This window comes from Maribellus comscasis, assembly GCF_009762775.1.
GTDB lineage: Bacteria > Bacteroidota > Bacteroidia > Bacteroidales > Prolixibacteraceae > Draconibacterium > Draconibacterium comscasis.
On the sequence record NZ_CP046401.1, the window covers coordinates 1,750,408 to 1,772,697 of the forward strand.

Below are 22,290 nucleotides of genomic sequence, written 5' to 3' on the forward strand. Positions count from 1 at the left end.
TCGGGAAGTATATGAAAAATATTTGTCCCAGATTTAAGAAAATAGCGCTAAAACAAGGGGGACAAGGAAAATTTGTAGTAACATAATATGAAAACTACATTTAAACAAATATTTACAACAAATAAATGATACTCGAAGGGTTTTACATCGGAAAATTTGTATCAAATCGTAGACTTACGGATTTTAGGTTGTATCTCGCGCCTCTTTGAAAACAAAAGAAAGATAAGTCAGTAAGTAACCTCATTGCCGGAAAGAAATTCCCGCAACTCCGATAAACTATCTGCACCAATCAGCCCCACACCGGCTTTTGACAATGCGCTCCAAATCGCTTGTCTTTGTCCGGCTGTTTGGTTTGGCGTTCCCCAAAAACGGAGAATATATCCCTTATCTTTTGCTTTTCCCGCGATTTCGTTAAGTTGTTGTTTTTCTTTTTCGGGCATTTCCCCGGAACCGTTCCACGAAAAATATTTTGTCCAGTTATCACTGACTACAGGCATCAGAGAAGGAGAAATTTCCGAATCGATATTTTGTAACCTTCCGTCGTATCCGGCAAAACGTAATTTTTGCGATTGCATATATTCAAACGGCCGGTTACCTGAAACGACCACCGTCACTGCTCCTGTTTTCTTTTTCCCTTTTTCAAAAACAGTCAAATATTCCGCATAGTCCTTTAATATTTTGTCAAGTAACTGATAGGTTCTGTTTGCATCATCTTTGATATCAACAAGCAGAATTATCTCTTCTGCATTTCCATATACAGAACCATTGTTGTCACCAATTCTTTCTTTCAAAGGTTCAAGATACAGTTCCCTCAGGGTTCTTCCCGGTTTTATCTGGTCTTTGTCATGGGCCACATACAACGAGTCGCCCACTGAATAAACATCAGCTTCAATACTTTTAAAGCGATTCTCCAATGCATCAAAAAGAGGACGGTCATGTTCATAATCGTTATGCGCATGTGCAGGCAAAATACCTTTTTTCGCGGTTGTTACTTTAAAACGGTTGATTGTTGAAATTTCTTTTATATTATATCCGCAGGCCAAAATAACCGGATCTCCGTTAGCTTCAAATCCCACCCCCGCAGCGGCTTTAAAACTGCATCCGTTGTTGCAATCAAATGATTTGGAAGCCAGCAATTTCAGATTGAAATCACCTGCCTGATTTTTACTCATTAGAAAAAGACTGGCTATATTTTTATCCTTATCATCCTGACCAAGTCCAACCAAAAACAATTTATTGCCAGAGGTAAACAAATTGATATTTTGCCATGGCAGCCATTGTTTATTTGATAAGTTTTGCGGAAAAATAGTTTCTGTGTTTAGCGAGAAGTCAAGACGAAATTCACCTCCGGGGAAATCATCAGCATCACAGGTGTAAAAGTCGATATTCCGCGTATCCCAGTCGCCAACGGCTAACAGAATCTTATTTTCATATTCCGTTATTCCCACACAACCTGCCGTAGATCTGTACGCTGCCCCTTCCCTTTTGATTACCGACACCGGCTTGTTTAAAACATTTTCCGGCTCAGAGAGATCATAAATACAAACTTTCGATTTATCCTTTAATTCATTGTCTTCAACGCCAACAGCCATATAATTTTGATAAACCTGGAAGCCTCCTGCATGTTTAAAGGGTTTATCCATCAACTTATTAATCCGTACAACTTCGTTTGTTTCCCCTTTTTTTACCACAGCACAATACGAATAGGAACCGGAACTTCCAGTTAAAACAAAATATCGACCGGAAGACGTTTGTAATGACTGAATTCCCTGAATATGCCCTCCCGTATTATTAATTTCAAAAGCATTGGTGAAACGGACGATTTCCGGAGCCAGACCAAATTCATGCCATTTGTCCTGCAACTGACTCCCTCTGTGCCCCTGCGCCTGGCTGTCAAATGACATAAAAAGAAACAAAACAGGCAGCAAAAAAAAGTATTCGTGCAAAAATATAATCTTCAAAAACTTAATATTGCCTTTTCTATTATATTCAATCATGGCATTTTTTTGTTTCTATTATTTATTGTAGTTGTTAACTCTTCCAAATCAAAAAACGGATAGTTCCAATCAAATAATTTCTGTTCTTTTTTCATCTCGCCAACCTGTACAAAATCACCAAAAAAACAAGGATTCTTCTGTCAGTTTAATGACTATTCTCTTCAAATCTATTTAAAAAACATAAAATAAATACAAAATTGTATTTAAACATTGTCCCAAAAGTCTTAACTTACTACAACCATTAAATTAAGTCGTACCAAATCTATATTCGAAATTGAATACTAAACCATTAATATATACAATCATATTTCCCATAAAATCTTATTATAAAAAAGGAGGTGTCAATGAAACCTATATGAGTGTGATCGCAGGAGTGTATACTTACGTTCCGTTTATAAAACTTTTTGAAATAAAAGGTTTAATCCAAAAGTGCTAAATAACAAAAATTAACTTTATGAAAAAACTTAAGATTTATTCTTTCTCTGCCAGTGGAAAAGGAAGAAAATTAATATTAATTATGAACCTAACGCTGATTGGCCTTCTGTTAGGATTTATGCAGGTTCTTGGGAATGATTTATATCCCGGAGAGTCAGAAAACATGACCAGCACCCAATCCGGATTGGCTTTTGACCAACAAGCCGTTACGGGTAAAGTTACCGACGACAGCGGAGAGGCAGTGCCAGGTGCAACGATAATTGAAAAGGGAACGTCTAACGGTACCGTTTCAGATTTCGACGGAAATTATTCAATAGTCCCTGAAACTGATTCCCCGGTTTTAGTATTTTCGTTTGTAGGTATGATTTCCCAGGAAATTCAGGTAGGCGGACAAACTCAAATTAATGTAACAATGCAAGCCGACTACATTGGCATTGAAGAAGTTGTTGCCATTGGTTACGGTACGATGAAAAAAAGTGACTTAACGGGTTCTGTGTCCAGCGTAACACCCGAAAAACTGGTTGACAGGCCAGTTGTCAACGTTGGGCAAGCACTGCAAAACAAAGTCGCAGGTGTTCAGGTAATCAGGCAAGCTGCCGGTGATCCGGGCGGCAGGCCTCAAATCCGAATCAGGGGTACAAACTCTATTAATTCCAGCAATGATCCTCTGTTTGTAGTGGATGGAATTGTTGGTGTGCTAAATGCCTTGCAAAACCTCGATCCTGAAGATATTGAATCTATGGATATCTTAAAAGATGCTTCGGCTACTGCTATTTACGGTACACGTGGAGCAAACGGTGTTATTATCATAACAACCAAGCGTGGAACTACAGGCGATGTAACGGTCAACTATAATGGTTCAGTCTCAGTTGGTATCAAGACAAGATACAACTACGCAGTAGATGCCGACCAGTTTATGTACCTTTATGAACAGGCATTTAACAATACGCCTAAGTATGGAAACCTGGTATCAACAAAGGATTTTCGTGGCCCAAATGCAGCAGGATTATCATGGTCAGAGATGCCATGGCTGTTTGAACAAGTTGCTCAGGGTGCTTATTTACCAGGACTTGACTTTCAGGGTAACGATGGAAACTATTATAAACCAATATTTAACACAATCCTGGAAGATGAAGTTTTCAGAGACGCTTTTTCATATAAAAACCATGTTGAAATAAGCGGCGGGACGGAAAAAGGAAGATACTCTTTAACTTTAGGTAATAACAACGTGGAAGGGCTCTTGAAAGAATCATACAACAACCGGTTGAATCTAAGAGCGACCATGGACGTTGAACTTTCCGAATGGCTCGATATGAGCGCCAACATAGCATATGCAAAAAGTAAACAGGACAGAATGAGTAGTGATATGATGCGAAATACTTCGGAATATTTTGCTATTCTGCCGGCATATCGGTATCCTAATGATCCTGAAATATATGGAGCTTATGCGGGAACATGGCCTACTGCCAGGGACTTTAATGTTGGTGAGAACCGGCCAGGTTCAACTTTTATGCTGGATCAGGAGGAAGGCTATTACAAGCAAGACGAATTTACCGGGGCCATTGAACTAACTGCTCAAATTACACCCGACCTGACTTTTAGAACAAACTTCTCTGTAGACAACAGGAATCAAACGAGTAGATATTATGCCGGAGATTACCAGGGCAGACGTAATTCAGATGCGAGAGGTGAACATTGGTTATGGCAATATTGGCAAAGCGAAAACTATTTCAACTATAATAAAACAATAGGAGATCATCAAGTAACCGGTTTGATTGGGCTTTCATGGTCTGAAAATACATATGACTATGTATATGCACGTGCATATAAGTTCTCTTCAAATTTTTACCAATGGAATAATTTAGGCGCCGGTAGTAATCCATCTTCAGTAGCCTCCAGCAATACCAGAGGTGCGTTAAACTCTTATTTTGCCCGTGCTACTTATAGCTACCTGGACAAATATATGTTAACAGCCACCGGGCGTGTCGACGGTTCATCAAAATTCGGAACAAACAACAAATATGCATTTTTCCCATCGGTTGGTCTTGCATGGAGAATCTCTCAGGAAGGTTTTTTAGCCGACAGCGAAACCATATCTAACCTTAAACTGCGTTTAAGCGCGGGACAAACCGGTAACCAGGAAGTTGGTAATTTTATAACACAAACGTATATTAGCAGCACCAATGTTTTATTGGCAAATGGCCTCAATTCAGGCCTTTACCCAGGCTCTACAGGTAATGATGACCTAAAATGGGAAACAACAACACAGTACGATGTCGGGGTAGATGTTGGGCTGATAAAAAACAGGATCAACTTCACTGTGGATTTCTATCACAAATTGACAACCGACATGTTATTTAATCTTCCATTGCCTCAATCAACTACAACAGGTAGCGCATACGTAAACTTTGGTTCGGTTAAAAACACCGGTGTCGAGTTCACATTGAACACGGTCAATATCCAAAAAAGGGACTTGACATGGCAAACTCAATTTAACATATCAGCTAATAAAAACGAGATTACGGAACTCGGTCCTACAGGTGCCGACATTTACACGGATACCGGAGCGGGTAACGGAACCAGCGTTTACAGAGTTGGAGAACCAATTGGATCATTTTTTGGATTGAACCGAATGGGAACCTGGGGCACAGACGAAGCAGTGGAAGCTGCCCGTTACGGAAGATTACCGGGAGACCTGAAATTTGAAGATGTTAATCAGGATGGTAAAATTGAGCTGCTGACTGACGGTGATGTAATTGGTCACTCATACCCGAAATTTTATGGTGGCCTGAACAATACATTTACTTATAAAAACTTTGATGCAAGTATCGACATTATGTTTGTAGGCGGAGTCGACAAAGCTATCGTGCATGAGTCTGCTGAAGACCGCCAGTTTGTAAATGGTATGATGAACGCAGTTTTGGATGGATGGCGTCCTGATCATCAGGAAACAATGATAGCCCAGGTTCGTGCCGGTAATGCTGGTGCACGTTACGATTCATACCCTGACACCCATATGATTTGGAACGCTGCCTACATTAGGGGGCAAAATGCTCAAATAGGTTATACCATTCCTGGAAACCTTGGCGGGATTGAGAGATTGAGAGTTTATGCCACTGCAGATAATTTCTTCTTGTGGACCGCAGTCGAACTTCCAGCTTATGATCCTGAAGGTAGTGCTATACAGAAAATTAATACCAGGGTTCCAAATATTGATAAATATATGCATCCGGTTCCTACCACCTTCAGTTTGGGCGTTAATGTCACTTTCTAATCTTAAAACTTTTATATTATGAAATACAAATTAAAAAACGATATAGCATTAAGATTCACTATGCTTTTGGTGATTTTCTTGATAGCGCTTGGTGGTTGCACGGAATTTCTGGAAGAAGTGCCTACAGATGATCTAACCACTTCAGCAGATCTAACAAGTATAGAATATAAAGAACCTTTTACAATTGGACCTTATCGACGGTTGCAAAACTGGACCAGTGGTGCAGGAGACTGGGGAAATAATATTCCCTCTACAATGGAGTATCTCACTGGCGGCGCATACACAGATGAGCCACACGTACAGTTCAATAAATATGCGACCAATCAGGTAACAGGTAGTTTACTCGATGTATACAATAATCCATGGTATTATTGGTATTCAGGTGTACAAGACTGCAACCTCTCTATCCAGCAACTTCCTTTAATTGATATGAGTGAGTCAGAGCTTAATGAAGCTTTGGGAGAAGTACGTACCTTAAGAGCATTCTATTATTTTTGTATTGTACGCTACTGGGGCGATGCTATTCTTGTAACAGAACCAATAACAGATGTGTGGGAAACAGAGTTGCCTCGTACCAGCTTAAAAACAATTTATGATGAAGTAATTATTCCTGATCTCGAATTCGCAGTTCAAAATCTTTCGGCAGGCAGGTCGACTGATGGTCGCGTAACACAGGATGTCGCCCGGGCAATACTGGCAGATGTATATATGACCGTTGCCGGTTATCCGTACCAGGAAGTGGCTACCAATCCGGGTACTGACTGGTGCGGCACAGGGGCATGGTCAATGACCGAATATCCGGTTGCAAGTGGTCTTGAATTCCTGCAAAAGGCACAAACACAACTTAACGCCCTGTATAATAATGTATATACATTGGGAACCTATGATGATTTGCGCGATCCGGCTATGGACAATTTGGGGGAAGCAATATTTCAGGTGCAGTTTGATGCGCAACTCGGGGGAAATGGTCTCTTGCAACCATCTCTTCCTTTGTTAAGTGCGATTACCCCAAGTGAAGAAAACGGTACATTTACTCCATGGGTAGGATATTATAATTCCTATTCTGATGATGACTTGCGGAAACAGGAACGTCAGTTTTTCTTCACCTATGATTATTTATATTCCAATCCATCAGAGAGAGTTGATTTTGATGTTCCATATCTTTATAAGCAGTACGTTGAAGCAGCTGTTAAATCGACAGATGGTTCCGGTCTGAACTGGTCGCATTACCGTTATGGAGATATACTGTTAATGCTCACAGAAGTGAACTGGGCGTTAAAAGAATTAGGCCAGTCAGTATCTGACAACGACATCATAAAAGGAATTAACGAAATCAGGGAAAGAGCATTACTTCCTGCTTACACAGCAAGTGAGGTTGGTCTGAAAGAAATCTTAGCCGAAAGGGCATATGAGCTGATATTTGAAAATAAAATGCTCTGGGATCAGCGTCGTACGAGAAAATGCGTTGTATATGGCGATGGCGAAATTTCAGCTATTCAGAATTTCGTTGGTCATCAGCCTGCAATTTTCAACTTTGCTTTTGCTCCAATGCATTTATTATCACCTATTCCTGGTAACGAAATTGCCAGAAACGGGTTATCGCAACAGAATAGTGGGTATTTGCCTACACAAAATTAAATTGCATTTAAAATTATTTAATTAGAAAAATATGAAAGCAAAAATTATTATAACACTATCATTCATTGTCACAACGGCGTTAATGATAAGTTGTACGGACCAGCCTTATTATGACATACCCTACGATGAAAACGGAAATGTTTACATTACCGAGATTTCAGAAGTCACCTGTGATGACGTTACAACCGCAGATGAATCTTTCACAATCAACTGCTATTTTCCTAATGCCAAATCAGGAGACGTAATGACTTCAACGGTATTAAAACAACAGGTTCCTTCCTGGGATCCGGAAGGTGCGACGCAACTGCTGCCATTGTCGGGAAGTGAAAAAAGTATTACAGTTGGCAGCGACTTTAAAACAACTGTAACCTATACACGAACAGAGGCACAGCTTTTAGAAGCAGGTGATGCTATCACAGTGGTATTCTCAGGAAATACAGATTCAGGAATTATTGAAATTACACTAAAGGAAGCCAGCGAATAACAAAATTGTCTGAAATCCTTGATTAACAAAAGGCCATCTCGGGTGAGGTGGCCTTTTTTGAAATCTCCAATGGATTACATCTAACACACAATCGTCTAAAAATGTGGACAAAAACCGACAGCTTTCTCAATTCACTGTCTAGTGTCACAATCTTAATCTGTCTCTCCGTCATTCTTAATTCATTTCGGAATCTGTTTCAAACAGAGAGATGCTGAAACAACTTCAGTATGACATTAGCTGCATTTTAATTACTCCGTGATATAAACTTTAGTAACAAAACAAAATACACACAAAACATTTTCTTTTCGAAATACCTCATCACGTCAAAAAGAGTTCTTGTTAAATATTCGTCATTTGTTAATTTTGTTCAAAACTACTGCCCTATTGAAAAGTGTTGAGAAAAATAGTGACAAACAGTTAATTTCAGAATTGAAGTCGGGTAACATTTTAGCATTCAATCAATTTTTTGAAATTTACAGTTCAAAACTGTTCTATTTTGCTAAAGGATACCTGAAATCAGTGGAAGAATCAGAAGAGTTGGTGCAGGAAGTATTTACAACTATCTGGGAAAAACGCGGGCAACTAAAAGAAGAGAGCTCGTTTAAAGCGTATATATTTACCATTGCTTTCAATATTATAAAAAAACATTTCAGAAAAAAGGCACAGTTTCGGAAATTTGCTGATAATGAATTATTAAAAGAGGCAACGATTGAAACCACCCAACAAATAGACTATAATTCGCTAAAAGATTACATTCTTGAGTTGACAAAATCCCTTCCTGAAAAACGCCGTGAAGTTTTTATCAAAAGCAGATTTGAAGGACACAGCAATAAAGAAATAGCTGATGAACTGGGGCTTTCAAAAAAAACAATTGAAAATCACCTAAATCTTGCTTTAAAAGAAATCAGGAATAAAATGGGAAACAAAAAACTACCTGTTATCTTGTTTTTCTTTATGTTTATAAAATAAATTCAGAGAAATATTCATTTTTTTCGAATTTGTTTGGGTGCAAAATTCCATTTGTGGATATTACCATTAACAACATCTTCAAAAATTGATGAAAAAAAAAGAAATATCAGACCTGGAAATGTATTTTCAAAATAAAGAATCAAACAGCAGTTGGATTGAGTACCTTTTTGAAGATGAAAACAATGAGCCTGATTTAAAACAGCAGTTCAATAAAAAATGGAATGAAACTGTCAACAGGCCAACTCCTGAGATTGACTTAAAACATATTCTTTATAAAATTCATTTCGATATCAATACCAAAGAAAAAGATACACAGATTTCAATGTCCAGACGTCTGTACAATCAAATCTCAAAAATTGCTGTAATACTATTGCTTCCGTTGCTGGGCTTAGGTATTTTTCTAACAATAAAACAATGGAATGATACACCGCAGTTTTCTGAAATCATTGCCCCAAAAGGCGAAAAGGTTCAGTTTGTTTTACCTGACGGATCAACGGGTTACTTAAATTCGGGATCGTCACTAAAATATGCATCCTCTTTTCGGAAGAAAAGGCGCGTGGAATTAAACGGAGAAGGCTTTTTTAACGTGGAGCACGATAAAAAAACATTTACAGTTCAGGTGCAAAATATGAAAGTAGAAGTTCACGGAACACGATTTAATGTGTGCGCATACGATGACGACTCCGACATTGTTACCACACTCGAAGAAGGAAGTGTCTCAGTTGTCCGGGATGTGGATGGGGAAAAAATAAAAATTGCACCCGGACAGCAGGCTGTTTATAACAAATCAACCCATGAAATAAAAGACAAAAAGGTAGATGTGGATCTCTATGTTTCGTGGAAAGACAATATGCTTAGATTTCAAAATGCTCCTTTTGCTGATGTGGTAAAAAAAATGGAGCGCTGGTATGATGTAAAAATCGTGTTGGATGACAAACTAAAATACACCCAGCGTTACACGATGACTATAAAAACGGAGAGCCTTCGTGAAATGCTTAACCTGATGATTGTTACCACACCCATGAAATATGAAATCAAGGAAGACATTGTTTATATAACTTTTAAAAATTGTATGCCAATGAAATAAATCTCTTATGAAAAAAAGAAGGAAAGTGTTCCCGCACCTTCCTCCCGTTGTTCATGTTTCCGCATGAACCTGAGATAATTTACCCCGAAAGGGAAAAGTATCACATAACATTACAAACTTATGAAAAAAAAATTGATGTTTTACCCGTGCAGGCGGGCTAAAAACCTGTGCAAATTAGTTCGAATTATGAAACTAACGATAACACTAATCCTGATGGCACTGATACAGGTGAATGCCTCGGTCTATTCTCAGACAAAGTTGCTGAACCTAAAGATTGAGAGAACCTCAATCGAATCAGTTTTAAAAGAAATTGAGAACCAGAGTGAATTTTTCTTTTTATACAATACCCAACAAATTGATGTAGGCAAAAAAGTAGATATCGATGCAACAGACAAAACAATCGAGGATGTGTTGGAAACGGTACTAAAAGAAACCGGTATTCATTATTTAATAAAAGACCGACAGATTGTTTTATACAATGGCGACGTAAATTCACTAATCGATGCCATTGAAAAATCAGAGATTATCGGACAACAACAAAACTCGGTTACAGGAACCGTGAAGGATAACTCGGGGCAACCTCTTCCCGGAGTAACCGTGGTGGTAAAAGGAACCACACAGGGTACGGTAACCGACGTTGAAGGCAAATATTCTATATCCCGGATACCGGAAGGGGCAACACTTCTTTTTTCATTTGTAGGAATGAAAAGCCAGGAGATCGCTGTCGGAAATCAAACAAAAATTGATGTTGTAATGCAGGCAGATGCAATAGGAATTGAGGAAGTGGTTGCCGTGGGTTACGGAACGATGAAACGTTCTGACCTAACCGGTGCAGTTACTTCTGTAAAAGGAGAGCAGCTGGAAAGTACCCCGGCCAATACCTTTGTACAAACCCTGCAGGGCAGAGCTGCCGGAGTAGATATTAAGTCAGCTTCAAATGCACCCGGCGGCGGTATTCGTATAAGGATCAGGGGGTCGAACTCTATTAACGCATCCAGTGAACCACTTTATGTGATAGACGGATTTCCTATTGATAATAATGATGTAACTCCCGACGGCGCGGGAAATAATGCCCTTCCTCAAAGTCCGCTTTCAACACTTAGTCCCAATGAAATAGCCTCCGTCGAAATTTTAAAAGATGCTTCAGCCACAGCCATTTATGGCTCACGCGGGGCAAACGGAGTGGTACTAATCACAACCAAAAGAGGACAGGTTGGAAAATCAAAAATAGATTTTGATTATTCGGTAAATGTAGCCACTGTAAGAAAAAAACTGGAACTGTGTAATGCTGAAGAACTGGCAACGCTTTCCAATGAATGGGCTGCCAACAATGATATGGACCCCATTTATGACGGAATCAATAAGCCTCTTCCTGAAGAGCTGGGAGAAGGAACAGACTGGCAGGATGCCATATTCAGAACAGCATTAACACACCGATACAATCTTTCTATCTCCGGGGGAACAGAAAATACAAAGTATCTGGTTTCAGGGGATTACCTTGATCAGGATGGAATCATTATTGAATCCAACTTTAAACGTGCAGGTTTGAGGTTTAACCTGGATCAAAAAGTTAGTGATAAAATTAAAATCGGAATCAATGCAAATGCCAACCACACGGTAAACGATGCGGTTCCTTCCGACGGCTCGGGTTATCAAAATGATTCGCCTCTTTGGAATGCATTAACCACTACACCGGTTATCCCAATAAAAGATGAGGAAGGAAATTATGTTCATAATCATGATGAAGCATTTAAAATTCTTGAAAACCCGGTTTCTATTGCTAAAACAAGAACCGACATTACCTACACCAACCGTATGCTTGGAAGCGCTTTTGCAGATTTCGAAATAATAAACGGATTGGTTTTTAAAGCTAATTTTGGAGCTGACTTAATTAATTCAAAACGTAATGTTTATATTCCCAATATAGCGGAAACACAGGCTTTGCCCAATGTTGGTGTAGCATCTATTGGCTCTGTTCAAAGTACCAATTGGTTGGCAGAATATACCCTGACGTATAAAAAGGAATTTGGAACCGCACACCGACTCACTGCGATGGCAGGATATACAGCACAATCAACAAAAATTGAAAATGTATTTAGCAGAACAGATGATTTTTCAACCAATAAATTTGAATACAATAATTTAGGTGCCGGGTCAGATCCAAGGCCATCAACGAGCCATGCAACCGAAGCTGGCTTGCTTTCCTATATCGGCAGAGTAAGTTATACGTATTTAGATAAATATATATTAACAGGGACGATTCGCCGGGACGGCTCTTCAAAATTTGGTACCGATAATAAATGGGGAATATTTCCATCCCTTGGTCTTGCCTGGAGAATGAGCGAAGAAAACTTTTTGAAAGGAGTCGAAATACTTAGCGATTTAAAATTAAGAAGCAGTTATGGCGTTACCGGAAATCAGGATATAGGTTCGTACTCCTCTTTAGCTCTTTATAACACAGCCAGACCAATTATTGGGGGCGGCCCTGTTATTGGATTTTATCCAAACAGAATTCCCAACCCTGATTTGAAATGGGAAAAAACAACCCAGTTTAATATTGGTGCTGACGCTGTATTTTGGGATGGAAAATTCAATTTCTCAGCCGAATACTATATCAAAACAACAAACGATCTTTTGCTTAATGTAACAATCCCTAATCAATCAGGTTATAGTAGCTCGGTACAAAACATTGGTGAAGTTGAGAATAAAGGGCTTGAATTTAGCTTAGGTTTTAATAACTCTTTCGGACAGATAGGCTGGAATTCATCTTTTAATATTTCCTTTAACAGAAATAAGGTCATTTCACTACCGGAAGGTACAGAACGTTTGCTTTTTAATATTGGACGTGGCGAAGCTGCGTATGGTCGTTCCATAGTTATTCCAGGAGAACCTTTAGGTTCATTCTATGGCTACCATTTTATGGGAATATGGCAAACGGAAGAGGAAATTACAGAGGCAGGGAATACTGTTGGAGGTAAAAATCGTCCCGGATTACCCAGGTATGAGGATTTAAACGGTGACGGATTTAGAGACAACGATGATGACAGAAAAATAGTGGGAGATCCAAATCCTGATTTTATTTATGGCTTTTCAAATGAATTTACATACAAAAATTTCAAACTGCTGATATTTATTAACGGAAGTTATGGTAATGAAATCGCCAATTTGAACAGAATTGGACTTCTTACTCAGCCCCAGAAACACAATGTTTTAAAAATTTACTATGATCAGCGCTGGACCGGACCGGGTACCGGTAATACCATAGAAGCACCGTTGCATAACGCCGGAGAATGGAAAAACTTTAGCGACAGAGATGTGGAGGACGGTTCTTATCTGCGGGTAAAGACCATCAGTCTATCCTATAATTTACCTCAGAACTTATTTGGATTGAATTGGATTCGGAATGCTCAAATCTATGTAGCAGGCGAAAATCTTCTAACCCTCACCAACTATACCGGTTTCGATCCTGAAGTTGATTTGTATTCTTCCAGTAACGTTCAGATGGGAGTGGACAATGGTGCATATCCCTCCTCAAAAAGCGTTCGTATTGGCGTAAAACTTGGTTTTTAATCTAAAAAATTGACAATGATGAAAAATATATTCAAAATAAGCTTAATTGTTTCATTCATAATGTTAATCGTTTCATGTGAAAGTATTCTGGATGAAGATCCGCCAAGTTCTATTAGTCTGTCCAGTTTTTATCAGACAGAAAGCGATGCGATTGCCGGATTATACGGGGCCTACAGTCTTGTCTATAATGTTTCTGCCGGTACGGCTATCAATTATGGAGAATTAAATGCCGACAATTTAGCCATTTCACCCATCGTTTCCGATGCATTTTCCTGGGACGAGTTTACATACAACAGTGATGTAACAGGAGGTCTTTGGTCAAGCTGTTTTTCAGGTATAAACAGGTCAAATGAAGTAATTCTGTATACAGAAAGAATTGATATAAATGACGGAACAAAGGCCGATATTATTGCAGAGGCCAAAGCTTTAAGGGCCTTTTATTATTTTCAATTGGTTCGTGCGATGGGAGGAGTGCCATTGTATGAAGAACCAACGGTTGGATTTGATAATATATACGCACCGCGTGCAAGCGAAGATGAAATATACAACGTAATTACACGTGATTTAAGTAACGCAGTTACAGAACTTGAAGAAACAAGTTCAGCTGGAAGAATTAATGCTTATATTGCAAGCGCGCTGCTCGCAAGGGTTTACTTGTACAGAGGAGATTTTCAGAACGCATTAACATATGCACAAAAAGTAATTGACTCCGGGGTGTATGATCTTTTTGATGATTACGCTGCCATTTTTAAACCTGAGAATGACAATGGCATTGAACATATCTGGCAGTTACAGTATTTAAGCGGAGAAACCAATAACACTGTCCCAGGAAACTTTGGCCCGAGAGGAATTGCGGGTGATTATAAAAACTCCTTCTGGGCCAATACAGTTGTTGGAGGAGGTGTTGCTCCTTCTGCTGAGTTTGTGGCAGAAAGTCCTCAATCCTACCGAAAATCTGCAACCGTTGCCGATCACTATGAGCACATTGATGGTGTTACAGGAACCATAACGATGGAACAGGTATACGGCGGAGCCTTTCCGTATTATATATGCAAATACGATGATCGGGAAGCTGAATTACAATCAGGTGAAAATTTTACAATCATCAGGTACGCTGACATTTTATTGATGGCGGCAGAAGCATTGAATGAAATTGAGCCATCGAATAATCAGAAATATACCTGGATTAATATGATTAGAGAAAGAGCCAGAAATGGTGTAGAGACAGATCTTCCTAATCTGTCAGGATTATCTCAGGATGACTTCAGGACTGCTGTACTTGAGGAACGAAGATTTGAACTGGCATTTGAAGGGCAGAGAGCCTGGGATTTAAAAAGAAGAGGTTTATTTCTGGAGACCATGAGAGCGCAGGGAAAAACAGTTGAAGACTACATGCTGCTGTTTCCTGTTCCTGATGCACAAATCAAACTAAATCCAAATCTGGAACAAAATACCGGGTGGGAGTAACTAAATTTTAATTTTTAAGTTGACAGAGTAACATTTCGGAAATAAAAATTGATAATATTGGATTTTATCCGTAAAATGCTCTGTCAACTAAATCTTTGTAAAAATGCCGTCAAAAAGTCTTTTAAATATAATTCTATTGGCCCTGCCTGTTGTTACCATAATTCTTCGGCCAACTTTAGGAATTGCCCAAAACAAACCCAACATACTATTTATTCTTACAGATGATTTGGGAAAAGAATGGGTAAGCTCGTATGGTGCGGAAGAAATCAAAACACCAAATATTGATAACCTGGCCGAAACCGGATTGATGTTTGAAAATTTTTACTCCACACCTCAGTGTACGCCAACCAGGGTATCATTAATGACAGGTCAGTACCCGTTTCGTAACGGGTGGATTAATCATTGGGATGTTCCCCGTTGGGGAGGCGGAGCGCATTTTGACTGGAATAAAAACCCAGGCATTGCGCGCATCATGCAATCAGCAGGTTATAAAACGGCTGCAGCTGGAAAGTGGCAAATCAATGATTTTAGGGTACAACCTGAAGCAATGGTTTCGCATGGTTTCGACGATTATTGTATGTGGACAGGTTATGAAACCGGCAATCCTGCGAGTGCAGAAAGATATTGGGACCCATATATCCACACAAAAGAAGGAAGTAAAACCTGTAAAGGCCGGTTTGGCGAGGATATCTTCTCCGACTTTCTGATTGATTTTATGAAGAAAAACAAGGACGAACCCCTGTTTTTATATTATGCCATGTGTCTGACGCATACCCCTTTTACAAACACACCGGCAGAACCTGATGTAACGGAAAAGTACGACTGTCATAAAGCCATGGTCAGATATATGGATTTCTGTGTTGGTAAGTTGACCAAAGCTTTGGATGACCTGGGAATACGGGAGAATACGATTATTATTTATACCACTGACAACGGTACCACGGGTGCAATTACCGGCCGTATGAACGGACGAGAAGTTCAGGGGGGTAAAACCAAAACCACTGAAAACGGGATATGTGAACCCTTTGTTGTTAATTGCCCCGGGCTGGTTCCTTCAGGAAAAGCCACCGATGCTTTGGGAGATTTAACCGATATTCTGCCGACCTGTGCAGAATTGGGAGGAGCTGAGCTACCCCAAAATTTTGTTTTTGATGGTATATCGCTGGCTGATGTTATTTTGGGAAAAACTTCAGATTCGAAACGCAAATGGATTATGGCCATGGGAGGCAATGGCAACGGTTCGGCAGGCGCCCTCTCGGAAAAAGGATTGGAAAACCAATACCGCTTCAGAGACCGGGTTGTTCGCGACAAAGAATATAAACTGTTTGTGTCGACGGAGAGAAAACCGGAGAAATTGATTTCCATATTGGATGATCCCGGGGAAAAAAATAATCTGCTTCAAAGTAATAATCCAAACGTAAAAGCAGCTTACGAAAAATTATGGAATGTTGTTTTATCATTTCCTGAACAAGACAACGATCCTCATTATGTGGCTTTACCGAAAGAACCGTGGGATAAAGAAGTAACGGTAAAAAGTCAGATCTGGAAAAAATAGCTTAAATTTTAAAATGATAAAGAACCTAAATTAATAAAAAGAATTGTTATGGTTAAATATATAGTTGTTAACGTATTTTTAGTTTTAGGCTTGTCTGGGTTTTGTCAGGTGCCTTCCTATTTAAAAGAGTATAAAAAGGAGTACAAAAAAGACCCCCGTACTGCCAACCTGAATTGGTTTCAGGATGCCCAATTTGGTATGTTTATTCATTACGGACTGTACAGTCAGTTGGGCAAAGGAGAATGGGTGCAATTGCTGGATACAATTCCCCTGGACAACTACGTCAAACTCAAGGATAAATTTACAGCTTCCGGTTTTGATGCTGATTTTATTGTTAAATTGGCAAAAAAAGCAGGCATGAAGTATATTACGATAACTTCAAAACACCACGAAGGATTTTGCCTTTTTAAAACAAAAGAAACGGATTATAACAGTGTTGAGGCTCCGGCCCATCGCGATTTGATTGGTGAGCTGGCTGACGCCTGTGAAAAAGAAGGACTGGGACTGTTCCTCTATTATTCTTATGCTGCCGATTGGCACCATCCTTATTTCTATTCACGAGAGGCTGGATGGAACAGTGCGCGTCCGGCTTATAAAACAAAACCCAAAACATATCTTTATCAAAAGCCCGAAGACTTTCGTAAATATGTGGATTATGTGCATGCCCAGTTAAAAGAATTGCTTACCCAATATCCGACGATTGCAGGTATTTGGTTTGACCCGATTATGGGTTTTTATGCCAATCCCGACGTTTTTCCAATCGACGAAACTTATACATTAATCCGAAAACTGTCCCCTCATGCATTAATTTCATTTAAACAGGGGGCCAATGGCGATGAAGATTTTATGGCTCCCGAACGTAGCGGAAATGCTACCGTTGGAGAAAAATATCCGGTTGCAAAAGTAGCTTACGAGAAAAATAAAAATAAACCGAAAGAGGTTTGTAACACAATGCAACCTCACATCCCCGGGTTTCACGGAGGCGCAACCTGGGGTTACAACAAAGCAATCGATGGACACCATTTAAAAGCTGAAGATGTAAAAAAACTGTTGGAAGACGCGCAGGCGAATCATTACAATCTTTTGCTCAACATCGGGCCTTTACCTGACGGATCGGTTCATCCTGAAGATATTGAAACACTATCAAACTTAAAAAAATAGAAAATGAAACATTCATCATTATTTTCGGTATTACTACTTTTATTATTGGGATTTTTTTCAGGCTGCAATACAGAAAAGGAACCGGCGAAAGAAAAAACCAAACCCAATATACTTTTTCTTTTTGCTGATGATCAGCGGGCAGATGCGATAGGCTGTGCAAACAACACTAATATACAAACCCCTAACATTGACAAGCTGGCTGAAACAGGTGTTCGCTTTACCAATAACTATGTAATGGGAGGCCACCATGGTGCCATCTGTGCTCCCAGCCGCGCGATGTTAATGAGCGGGAAAAGCCTTTTTCACGTCTATGATCATCTTGAAGGTGTACATACCATGCCAATGCATTTTGCCGAAAATGGTTATGAAACTTTTGGAACCGGGAAATGGCACAATGGCGCCAATACATTTGAAGCCTCATTCCAAAACGGGAAGAATGTTTTTATAGGAGGTATGTCCAATCATTTTCAGGTTCCTTGCAGGGATTTGGGGGCTGATGGAAAACTTAGCGAGCCTGTAAAAAAAGGGTTTTCTACCGATTTGTTTGCTGATGCTGCCCTCGGGTTTCTGGATAGTTATGCAAAAGGAACCCGCGAAAAACCATTTTTCTGTTATGTGGCTTTTACAGCGCCACATGATCCCAGGTCGCCCCGCGAAGATTACATCGGAATGTACCCCGATGAATCGATTCCTCTGCCGGGGAATTTCAAAAAATTGCATCCTTTTGAATTTGACAACCTGAATATACGAGACGAAACGTTGGCCCCATGGCCACGAACACCTGAAATTATACAGGCTTCGCTGGCCGATTATTATGCGCTTATCAGTCACCTTGACAAAAGAGTGGGAGACATTGTGGAAATGCTGAAAAAGGAAAATCTGTATGAAAATACAATCGTTGTGTATGCCGCAGACAATGGCCTGGCAGTTGGCAGTCACGGTTTACTGGGCAAGCAAAACTTGTATGAACACAGTACAAAAGTACCGTTGATAATGAGTGGGCCTGGTATTCCTGAAAATGAAGTCCGCGATGCTTTGGTATATCTCTACGATATTTTTCCAACACTTGCTGATCTATGTGGCTTGCCCGCCCCGGAAGGGATCGACGGAAAAGATTTAGCCCCCGTTCTTATGGGGAATGAAAAGGCGGTGCGTAGTTCGTTGTATACGGTCTATCGTAATACGGCAAGGGCTGTCCGAACCGATGAGTGGAAATTAATCAGGTATCCGCAGCGGAATTATACACAATTGTTTAATCTGGAAAAAGACCCGCTGGAAATCAATAATCTGGCAGCAATTCCTGAATATAAATCCCGGGTAAATGAAATGATGCAATTACTGGATGAATGGTACACGGCAACTGAAGACACGGCCACCATGCAGCCGAATACCATTTTGCCTTTGGAATACGATTATCACAAGCTGAAACAAACACCGGATGTGCATCAGCCTGAATACGTTTTGAAAAAATACTTTAACATCACAGACGAATAGAACATATCGGTTTTATTTCAGAAAGTAATCTTATCAGAAAGAAACAATTTTAGCGATTTCAAAAAAAATCTTGTGATGAAACATACTTTATTTAAACAAATCCTCCTGGCGATGGCTCTTTTTGGAGCATTAACAGCCGGAGCTCAGAAAAAGCCAAATATTATTTTAATAATGGCCGATGATCTGGGATGGGGTGACACAGGATATAACGGAAATAAAGTGATTAAAACTCCTCATTTGGATCAAATGGCAAAAGAGGGAGTACAGTTTAACCGTTTTTATTCAGCATGTGCAGTATGTTCTCCAACGAGGGCAAGTGTTCTTACAGGCCGGAATCCCTACCGGATGGGAGTATTTACCGCCAATGCAGGTATTTTGCGCCCGGAAGAGATTGCTTTGCCAGAGCTGCTGAAAGAGGAAGGTTACGCTACTGCTCATTTTGGAAAATGGCATCTTGGTACACTCACACATACAGAGAAAGATGCCAACCGGGGAGAAACCGGAAACATGAGAGAATATAACCCGCCGGTTTTGCACGGTTACGATTTCGCTTTTGTCACCGAATCAAAGGTGCCAACCTGGGACCCAATGAAGAAACCCGTTTCCGGTGCCACCCGTGAAGGATGGAATTACCTGAAGGAAGGAGATGAATATACGGCTTACGGTACTTATTACTGGGATATTGATGGAAATAAAATTACAGATAACCTGGATGGAGATGATAGCAGGGTTATTATGGATCGCGTATTGCCTTTTGTTGAAAAGGCCGCAAACAACGGGACACCTTTTTTTACTGTTGTCTGGTTTCATTCACCACACCTGCCGGTAGTTGCCGGTCCGAAATACAGGGACATGTATCCCGACCAGAGTGATTTAATGAAAAATTATGCAGGTTGTATTACAGCACTGGATGAGCAGATTGGACGTTTGCGATCTTTTTTAAAACAAAAAGGGGTATCCGAAAATACCATGATTTGGTTTTGTAGTGACAATGGTCCGGAAGATGGAACTCCCGGGAATACCGGAGGTTTTAAGGAAAGAAAACGTTCGCTGCATGAGGGTGGCGTGCGTGTTCCCGGCATTTTGGTGTGGCCCGATAAAATCAGGGAGCATTTTGAAACCGATATTCCTTGTGTAACATCCGACTATTTGCCGACAATAATGGAGGCTCTTGACATAAACAAAAACAAAGTGCCCTACATACTTGACGGAACAAGCCTTTTGCCTTTGCTGGAAGGGGAAATGAAAGAGCGCCCGGCTCCCATTGGATTTTGTTTCGGGAACCAGGTAAGCTGGTCCGACAATCAATACAAGCTTTATGCACGTAACGGAGCATATGAGTTGTATGACATCAAAAATGACCCTTTTGAGGAAAAAGATTTACATTTGAAGGAATCTTCTGTTTTTAATGACTTCAGGAACAGGATCCATAAATTCGTTGTTTCCTGCAAACATAGTTTTGAAGGAAAAGAATACGGTAAAGTATCCTTTAATAAACTAAAACAAGACTGGAAAAGTCCAACAGATAATTAATCGAAACCACTATTAAATAAATTACAAATGAAAAAGCTAACAACCTTAATTTTACTTGGAATTCTCATCGTTAATTCCGCTTACTCACAGGAAAAAATTTGGAACGAAACGCCCGAACAAAAGAAAGAACGCCTGGCCTGGTGGACCGATGCCCGCTTTGGCATGTTCATCCACTGGGGATTGTATGCCCAGGCCGCCCGTCACGAGTGGGTAAAAAACCGGGAACGGATAACCACTGAAGAGTATCAGAAATATTTTGAAATTTTTAATCCCGATTTGTTTGATCCTGCCGATTGGGCCAAAAAAGCAAAAGCTGCCGGTATGAAATACGCGGTTATCACTTCAAAACATCATGAAGGATTTACGATGTTTGATTCAAAATATACTGATTACAAAGTAACCAATACCCCTTACAGCAAAGACATTATCAAAGAATGGGTGGATGCCTTTCGTGCCGAAGGATTGCGTATCGGATTTTACTATTCCCTTATCGACTGGCATCATCCCGACTATACGATAGACAGCCGCCACCCCCAAAGGGTTGAAACCAAAGAAGAATATGACAAGTTAAATAAAAATCGCGACATGGCTGTGTACCGCGAATACATGAAAAACCAGGTTCGTGAAATACTGACAAGCTATGGAAAAATAGATATCCTTTGGCTCGACTTTTCTTTTCCCGGAGAATTTGGAAAAGGACGCGACGATTGGGGCTCTGTTGAACTCATAAAAATGGTTCGCGAATTACAACCCGGAATAATCATTGACGACCGCGCCGATTTGCAGGATGTTGATGGCGGTTGGGATTTTATGACTCCCGAACAATACAAAGTGGATAAATGGCCTGAAATAGATGGCAAAAAAATTCCATGGGAAACCTGCCAAACCTTTTCCGGCTCATGGGGATATTACCGCGATGAATATACATGGAAAGACAACAAACAGTTGCTGGGTTTACTGATCGAATCAGTGAGTAAAGGAGGAAACCTGCTACTCAACGTTGGTCCGACTGCCCGTGGTGTTTTTGATGAGCGTGCCGACGTGGCACTGGAAAAAATGGGAGAATGGATGAAATTCAACAGCCGCTCCATATACGGTTGTACACAGGCGCCCAATGAATTTGAAGCGCCGGCAAATTCGCTGCTTACGTACAATCCCGAAACCAACCGTTTGTATATTCATTTGCTCGATTACCCATTGCAAAAACTGAGATTGCCCGGCTATAAAGGCAAAGTAAAATATGCCCAGTTTCTGCACGATGCTTCTGAAATCCGCATTTCAGAACCACGGCAGCACAACCGCGGTGGCGATGATCATTCAACCGGAGATCTGGATCTGAGTGTTCCGGTTGCCAAACCAAATGTTGAAATACCGGTTATTGAACTGTTCTTAAACTAAAAAACATTAAAAAATGGTCTGCGGAAAACTTCACCGAACTTAACCTGTAAAACAAGAAAAATTGCGGGAACGGTTAATTTTGACAGGAAGCACCAAAAATTACAAATAAAAAACCCCGGGGTATTGGTACATCTGCCCCGGGGTTTCATAAATTCAAGGGTATACGGGTACTATAACTTTTACCGATACGGAAGGCAAGCAAAAAATTGAGTGGCTTGCTGTAAAACA

Annotated in this window: 13 protein-coding genes; 12 read left to right on the forward strand and 1 reads right to left on the reverse strand. The window is 40.1% G+C overall.

Annotation, left to right across the window (positions count from 1 at the left end; translation table 11 throughout):
- Positions 1-227: 227 nt before the first annotated feature.
- On the reverse strand, positions 228-1,997 hold the full coding sequence (locus GM418_RS07310; protein ID WP_158864638.1) for a phosphatidylinositol-specific phospholipase C/glycerophosphodiester phosphodiesterase family protein: 1,770 nt from the start codon (positions 1,995-1,997) through the stop codon (positions 228-230).
- 454 nt (positions 1,998-2,451) lie between these two features.
- Here GM418_RS07310 and GM418_RS07315 point away from each other — a divergent pair, with 454 nt between their 5' ends.
- The 12 genes from GM418_RS07315 (at position 2,452) to GM418_RS07370 (ending at position 22,062) form a co-directional block, all read left to right on the forward strand.
- A complete protein-coding gene (locus GM418_RS07315; RefSeq protein WP_158864641.1) occupies positions 2,452-5,706 on the forward strand; it encodes a SusC/RagA family TonB-linked outer membrane protein in 3,255 nt (1,084 codons plus the stop codon).
- 18 nt (positions 5,707-5,724) lie between these two features.
- Positions 5,725-7,344 carry a RagB/SusD family nutrient uptake outer membrane protein gene (locus GM418_RS07320; RefSeq protein ID WP_158864643.1) on the forward strand — a complete coding sequence of 540 codons (1,620 nt, stop codon included), beginning with the start codon at positions 5,725-5,727 and terminating at the stop codon, positions 7,342-7,344.
- 31 nt (positions 7,345-7,375) lie between these two features.
- Entirely contained in the window at positions 7,376-7,828 is a 453-nt protein-coding gene (locus tag GM418_RS07325; protein WP_158864645.1) for a hypothetical protein, read from the forward strand.
- A 384-nt stretch (positions 7,829-8,212) separates the two neighbouring features.
- Positions 8,213-8,797 carry an RNA polymerase sigma-70 factor gene (locus GM418_RS07330; protein ID WP_158864647.1) on the forward strand — a complete coding sequence of 195 codons (585 nt, stop codon included), beginning with the start codon at positions 8,213-8,215 and terminating at the stop codon, positions 8,795-8,797.
- An 88-nt stretch (positions 8,798-8,885) separates the two neighbouring features.
- Positions 8,886-9,884 (forward strand): FecR family protein, encoded by a 999-nt coding sequence (locus GM418_RS07335; protein ID WP_158864648.1) that lies wholly within the window; start codon positions 8,886-8,888, stop codon positions 9,882-9,884.
- Positions 9,885-10,070: 186 nt separating this feature from the next.
- Entirely contained in the window at positions 10,071-13,454 is a 3,384-nt protein-coding gene (locus GM418_RS07340; RefSeq protein WP_158864650.1) for a TonB-dependent receptor, read from the forward strand.
- Between the two features lie 15 nt (positions 13,455-13,469).
- On the forward strand, positions 13,470-14,921 hold the full coding sequence (locus GM418_RS07345) for a RagB/SusD family nutrient uptake outer membrane protein (RefSeq protein ID WP_158864652.1): 1,452 nt from the start codon (positions 13,470-13,472) through the stop codon (positions 14,919-14,921).
- A gap of 103 nt (positions 14,922-15,024) precedes the next feature.
- Positions 15,025-16,476: a sulfatase family protein gene (locus GM418_RS07350; RefSeq protein ID WP_217447732.1), complete on the forward strand. Its 1,452-nt coding sequence runs from the start codon at positions 15,025-15,027 to the stop codon at positions 16,474-16,476.
- A 48-nt stretch (positions 16,477-16,524) separates the two neighbouring features.
- Positions 16,525-17,637: an alpha-L-fucosidase gene (locus tag GM418_RS07355; protein ID WP_158864655.1), complete on the forward strand. Its 1,113-nt coding sequence runs from the start codon at positions 16,525-16,527 to the stop codon at positions 17,635-17,637.
- Between the two features lie 3 nt (positions 17,638-17,640).
- Positions 17,641-19,131 (forward strand): sulfatase family protein, encoded by a 1,491-nt coding sequence (locus GM418_RS07360; RefSeq protein WP_158864657.1) that lies wholly within the window; start codon positions 17,641-17,643, stop codon positions 19,129-19,131.
- A gap of 75 nt (positions 19,132-19,206) precedes the next feature.
- Positions 19,207-20,664 carry a sulfatase family protein gene (locus tag GM418_RS07365; protein WP_217447733.1) on the forward strand — a complete coding sequence of 486 codons (1,458 nt, stop codon included), beginning with the start codon at positions 19,207-19,209 and terminating at the stop codon, positions 20,662-20,664.
- Between the two features lie 27 nt (positions 20,665-20,691).
- Entirely contained in the window at positions 20,692-22,062 is a 1,371-nt protein-coding gene (locus tag GM418_RS07370; RefSeq protein ID WP_158864659.1) for an alpha-L-fucosidase, read from the forward strand.
- Positions 22,063-22,290: the final 228 nt, after the last annotated feature.

Excerpts from the sequence above, each read along its gene's own strand:
- GM418_RS07310 (WP_158864638.1), bottom strand. The coding sequence starts at position 1,997 with ATGATTGAATATAATAGAAAAGGCAATATTAAGTTTTTGAAGATTATA.
- GM418_RS07315 (WP_158864641.1), top strand. The coding sequence starts at position 2,452 with ATGAAAAAACTTAAGATTTATTCTTTCTCTGCCAGTGGAAAAGGAAGA.
- GM418_RS07320 (WP_158864643.1), top strand. The coding sequence starts at position 5,725 with ATGAAATACAAATTAAAAAACGATATAGCATTAAGATTCACTATGCTT.
- GM418_RS07325 (WP_158864645.1), top strand. The coding sequence starts at position 7,376 with ATGAAAGCAAAAATTATTATAACACTATCATTCATTGTCACAACGGCG.
- GM418_RS07335 (WP_158864648.1), top strand. The coding sequence starts at position 8,886 with ATGAAAAAAAAAGAAATATCAGACCTGGAAATGTATTTTCAAAATAAA.
- GM418_RS07340 (WP_158864650.1), top strand. The coding sequence starts at position 10,071 with ATGAAACTAACGATAACACTAATCCTGATGGCACTGATACAGGTGAAT.
- GM418_RS07345 (WP_158864652.1), top strand. The coding sequence starts at position 13,470 with ATGATGAAAAATATATTCAAAATAAGCTTAATTGTTTCATTCATAATG.
- GM418_RS07350 (WP_217447732.1), top strand. The coding sequence starts at position 15,025 with ATGCCGTCAAAAAGTCTTTTAAATATAATTCTATTGGCCCTGCCTGTT.
- GM418_RS07355 (WP_158864655.1), top strand. The coding sequence starts at position 16,525 with ATGGTTAAATATATAGTTGTTAACGTATTTTTAGTTTTAGGCTTGTCT.
- GM418_RS07360 (WP_158864657.1), top strand. The coding sequence starts at position 17,641 with ATGAAACATTCATCATTATTTTCGGTATTACTACTTTTATTATTGGGA.
- GM418_RS07365 (WP_217447733.1), top strand. The coding sequence starts at position 19,207 with ATGAAACATACTTTATTTAAACAAATCCTCCTGGCGATGGCTCTTTTT.
- GM418_RS07370 (WP_158864659.1), top strand. The coding sequence starts at position 20,692 with ATGAAAAAGCTAACAACCTTAATTTTACTTGGAATTCTCATCGTTAAT.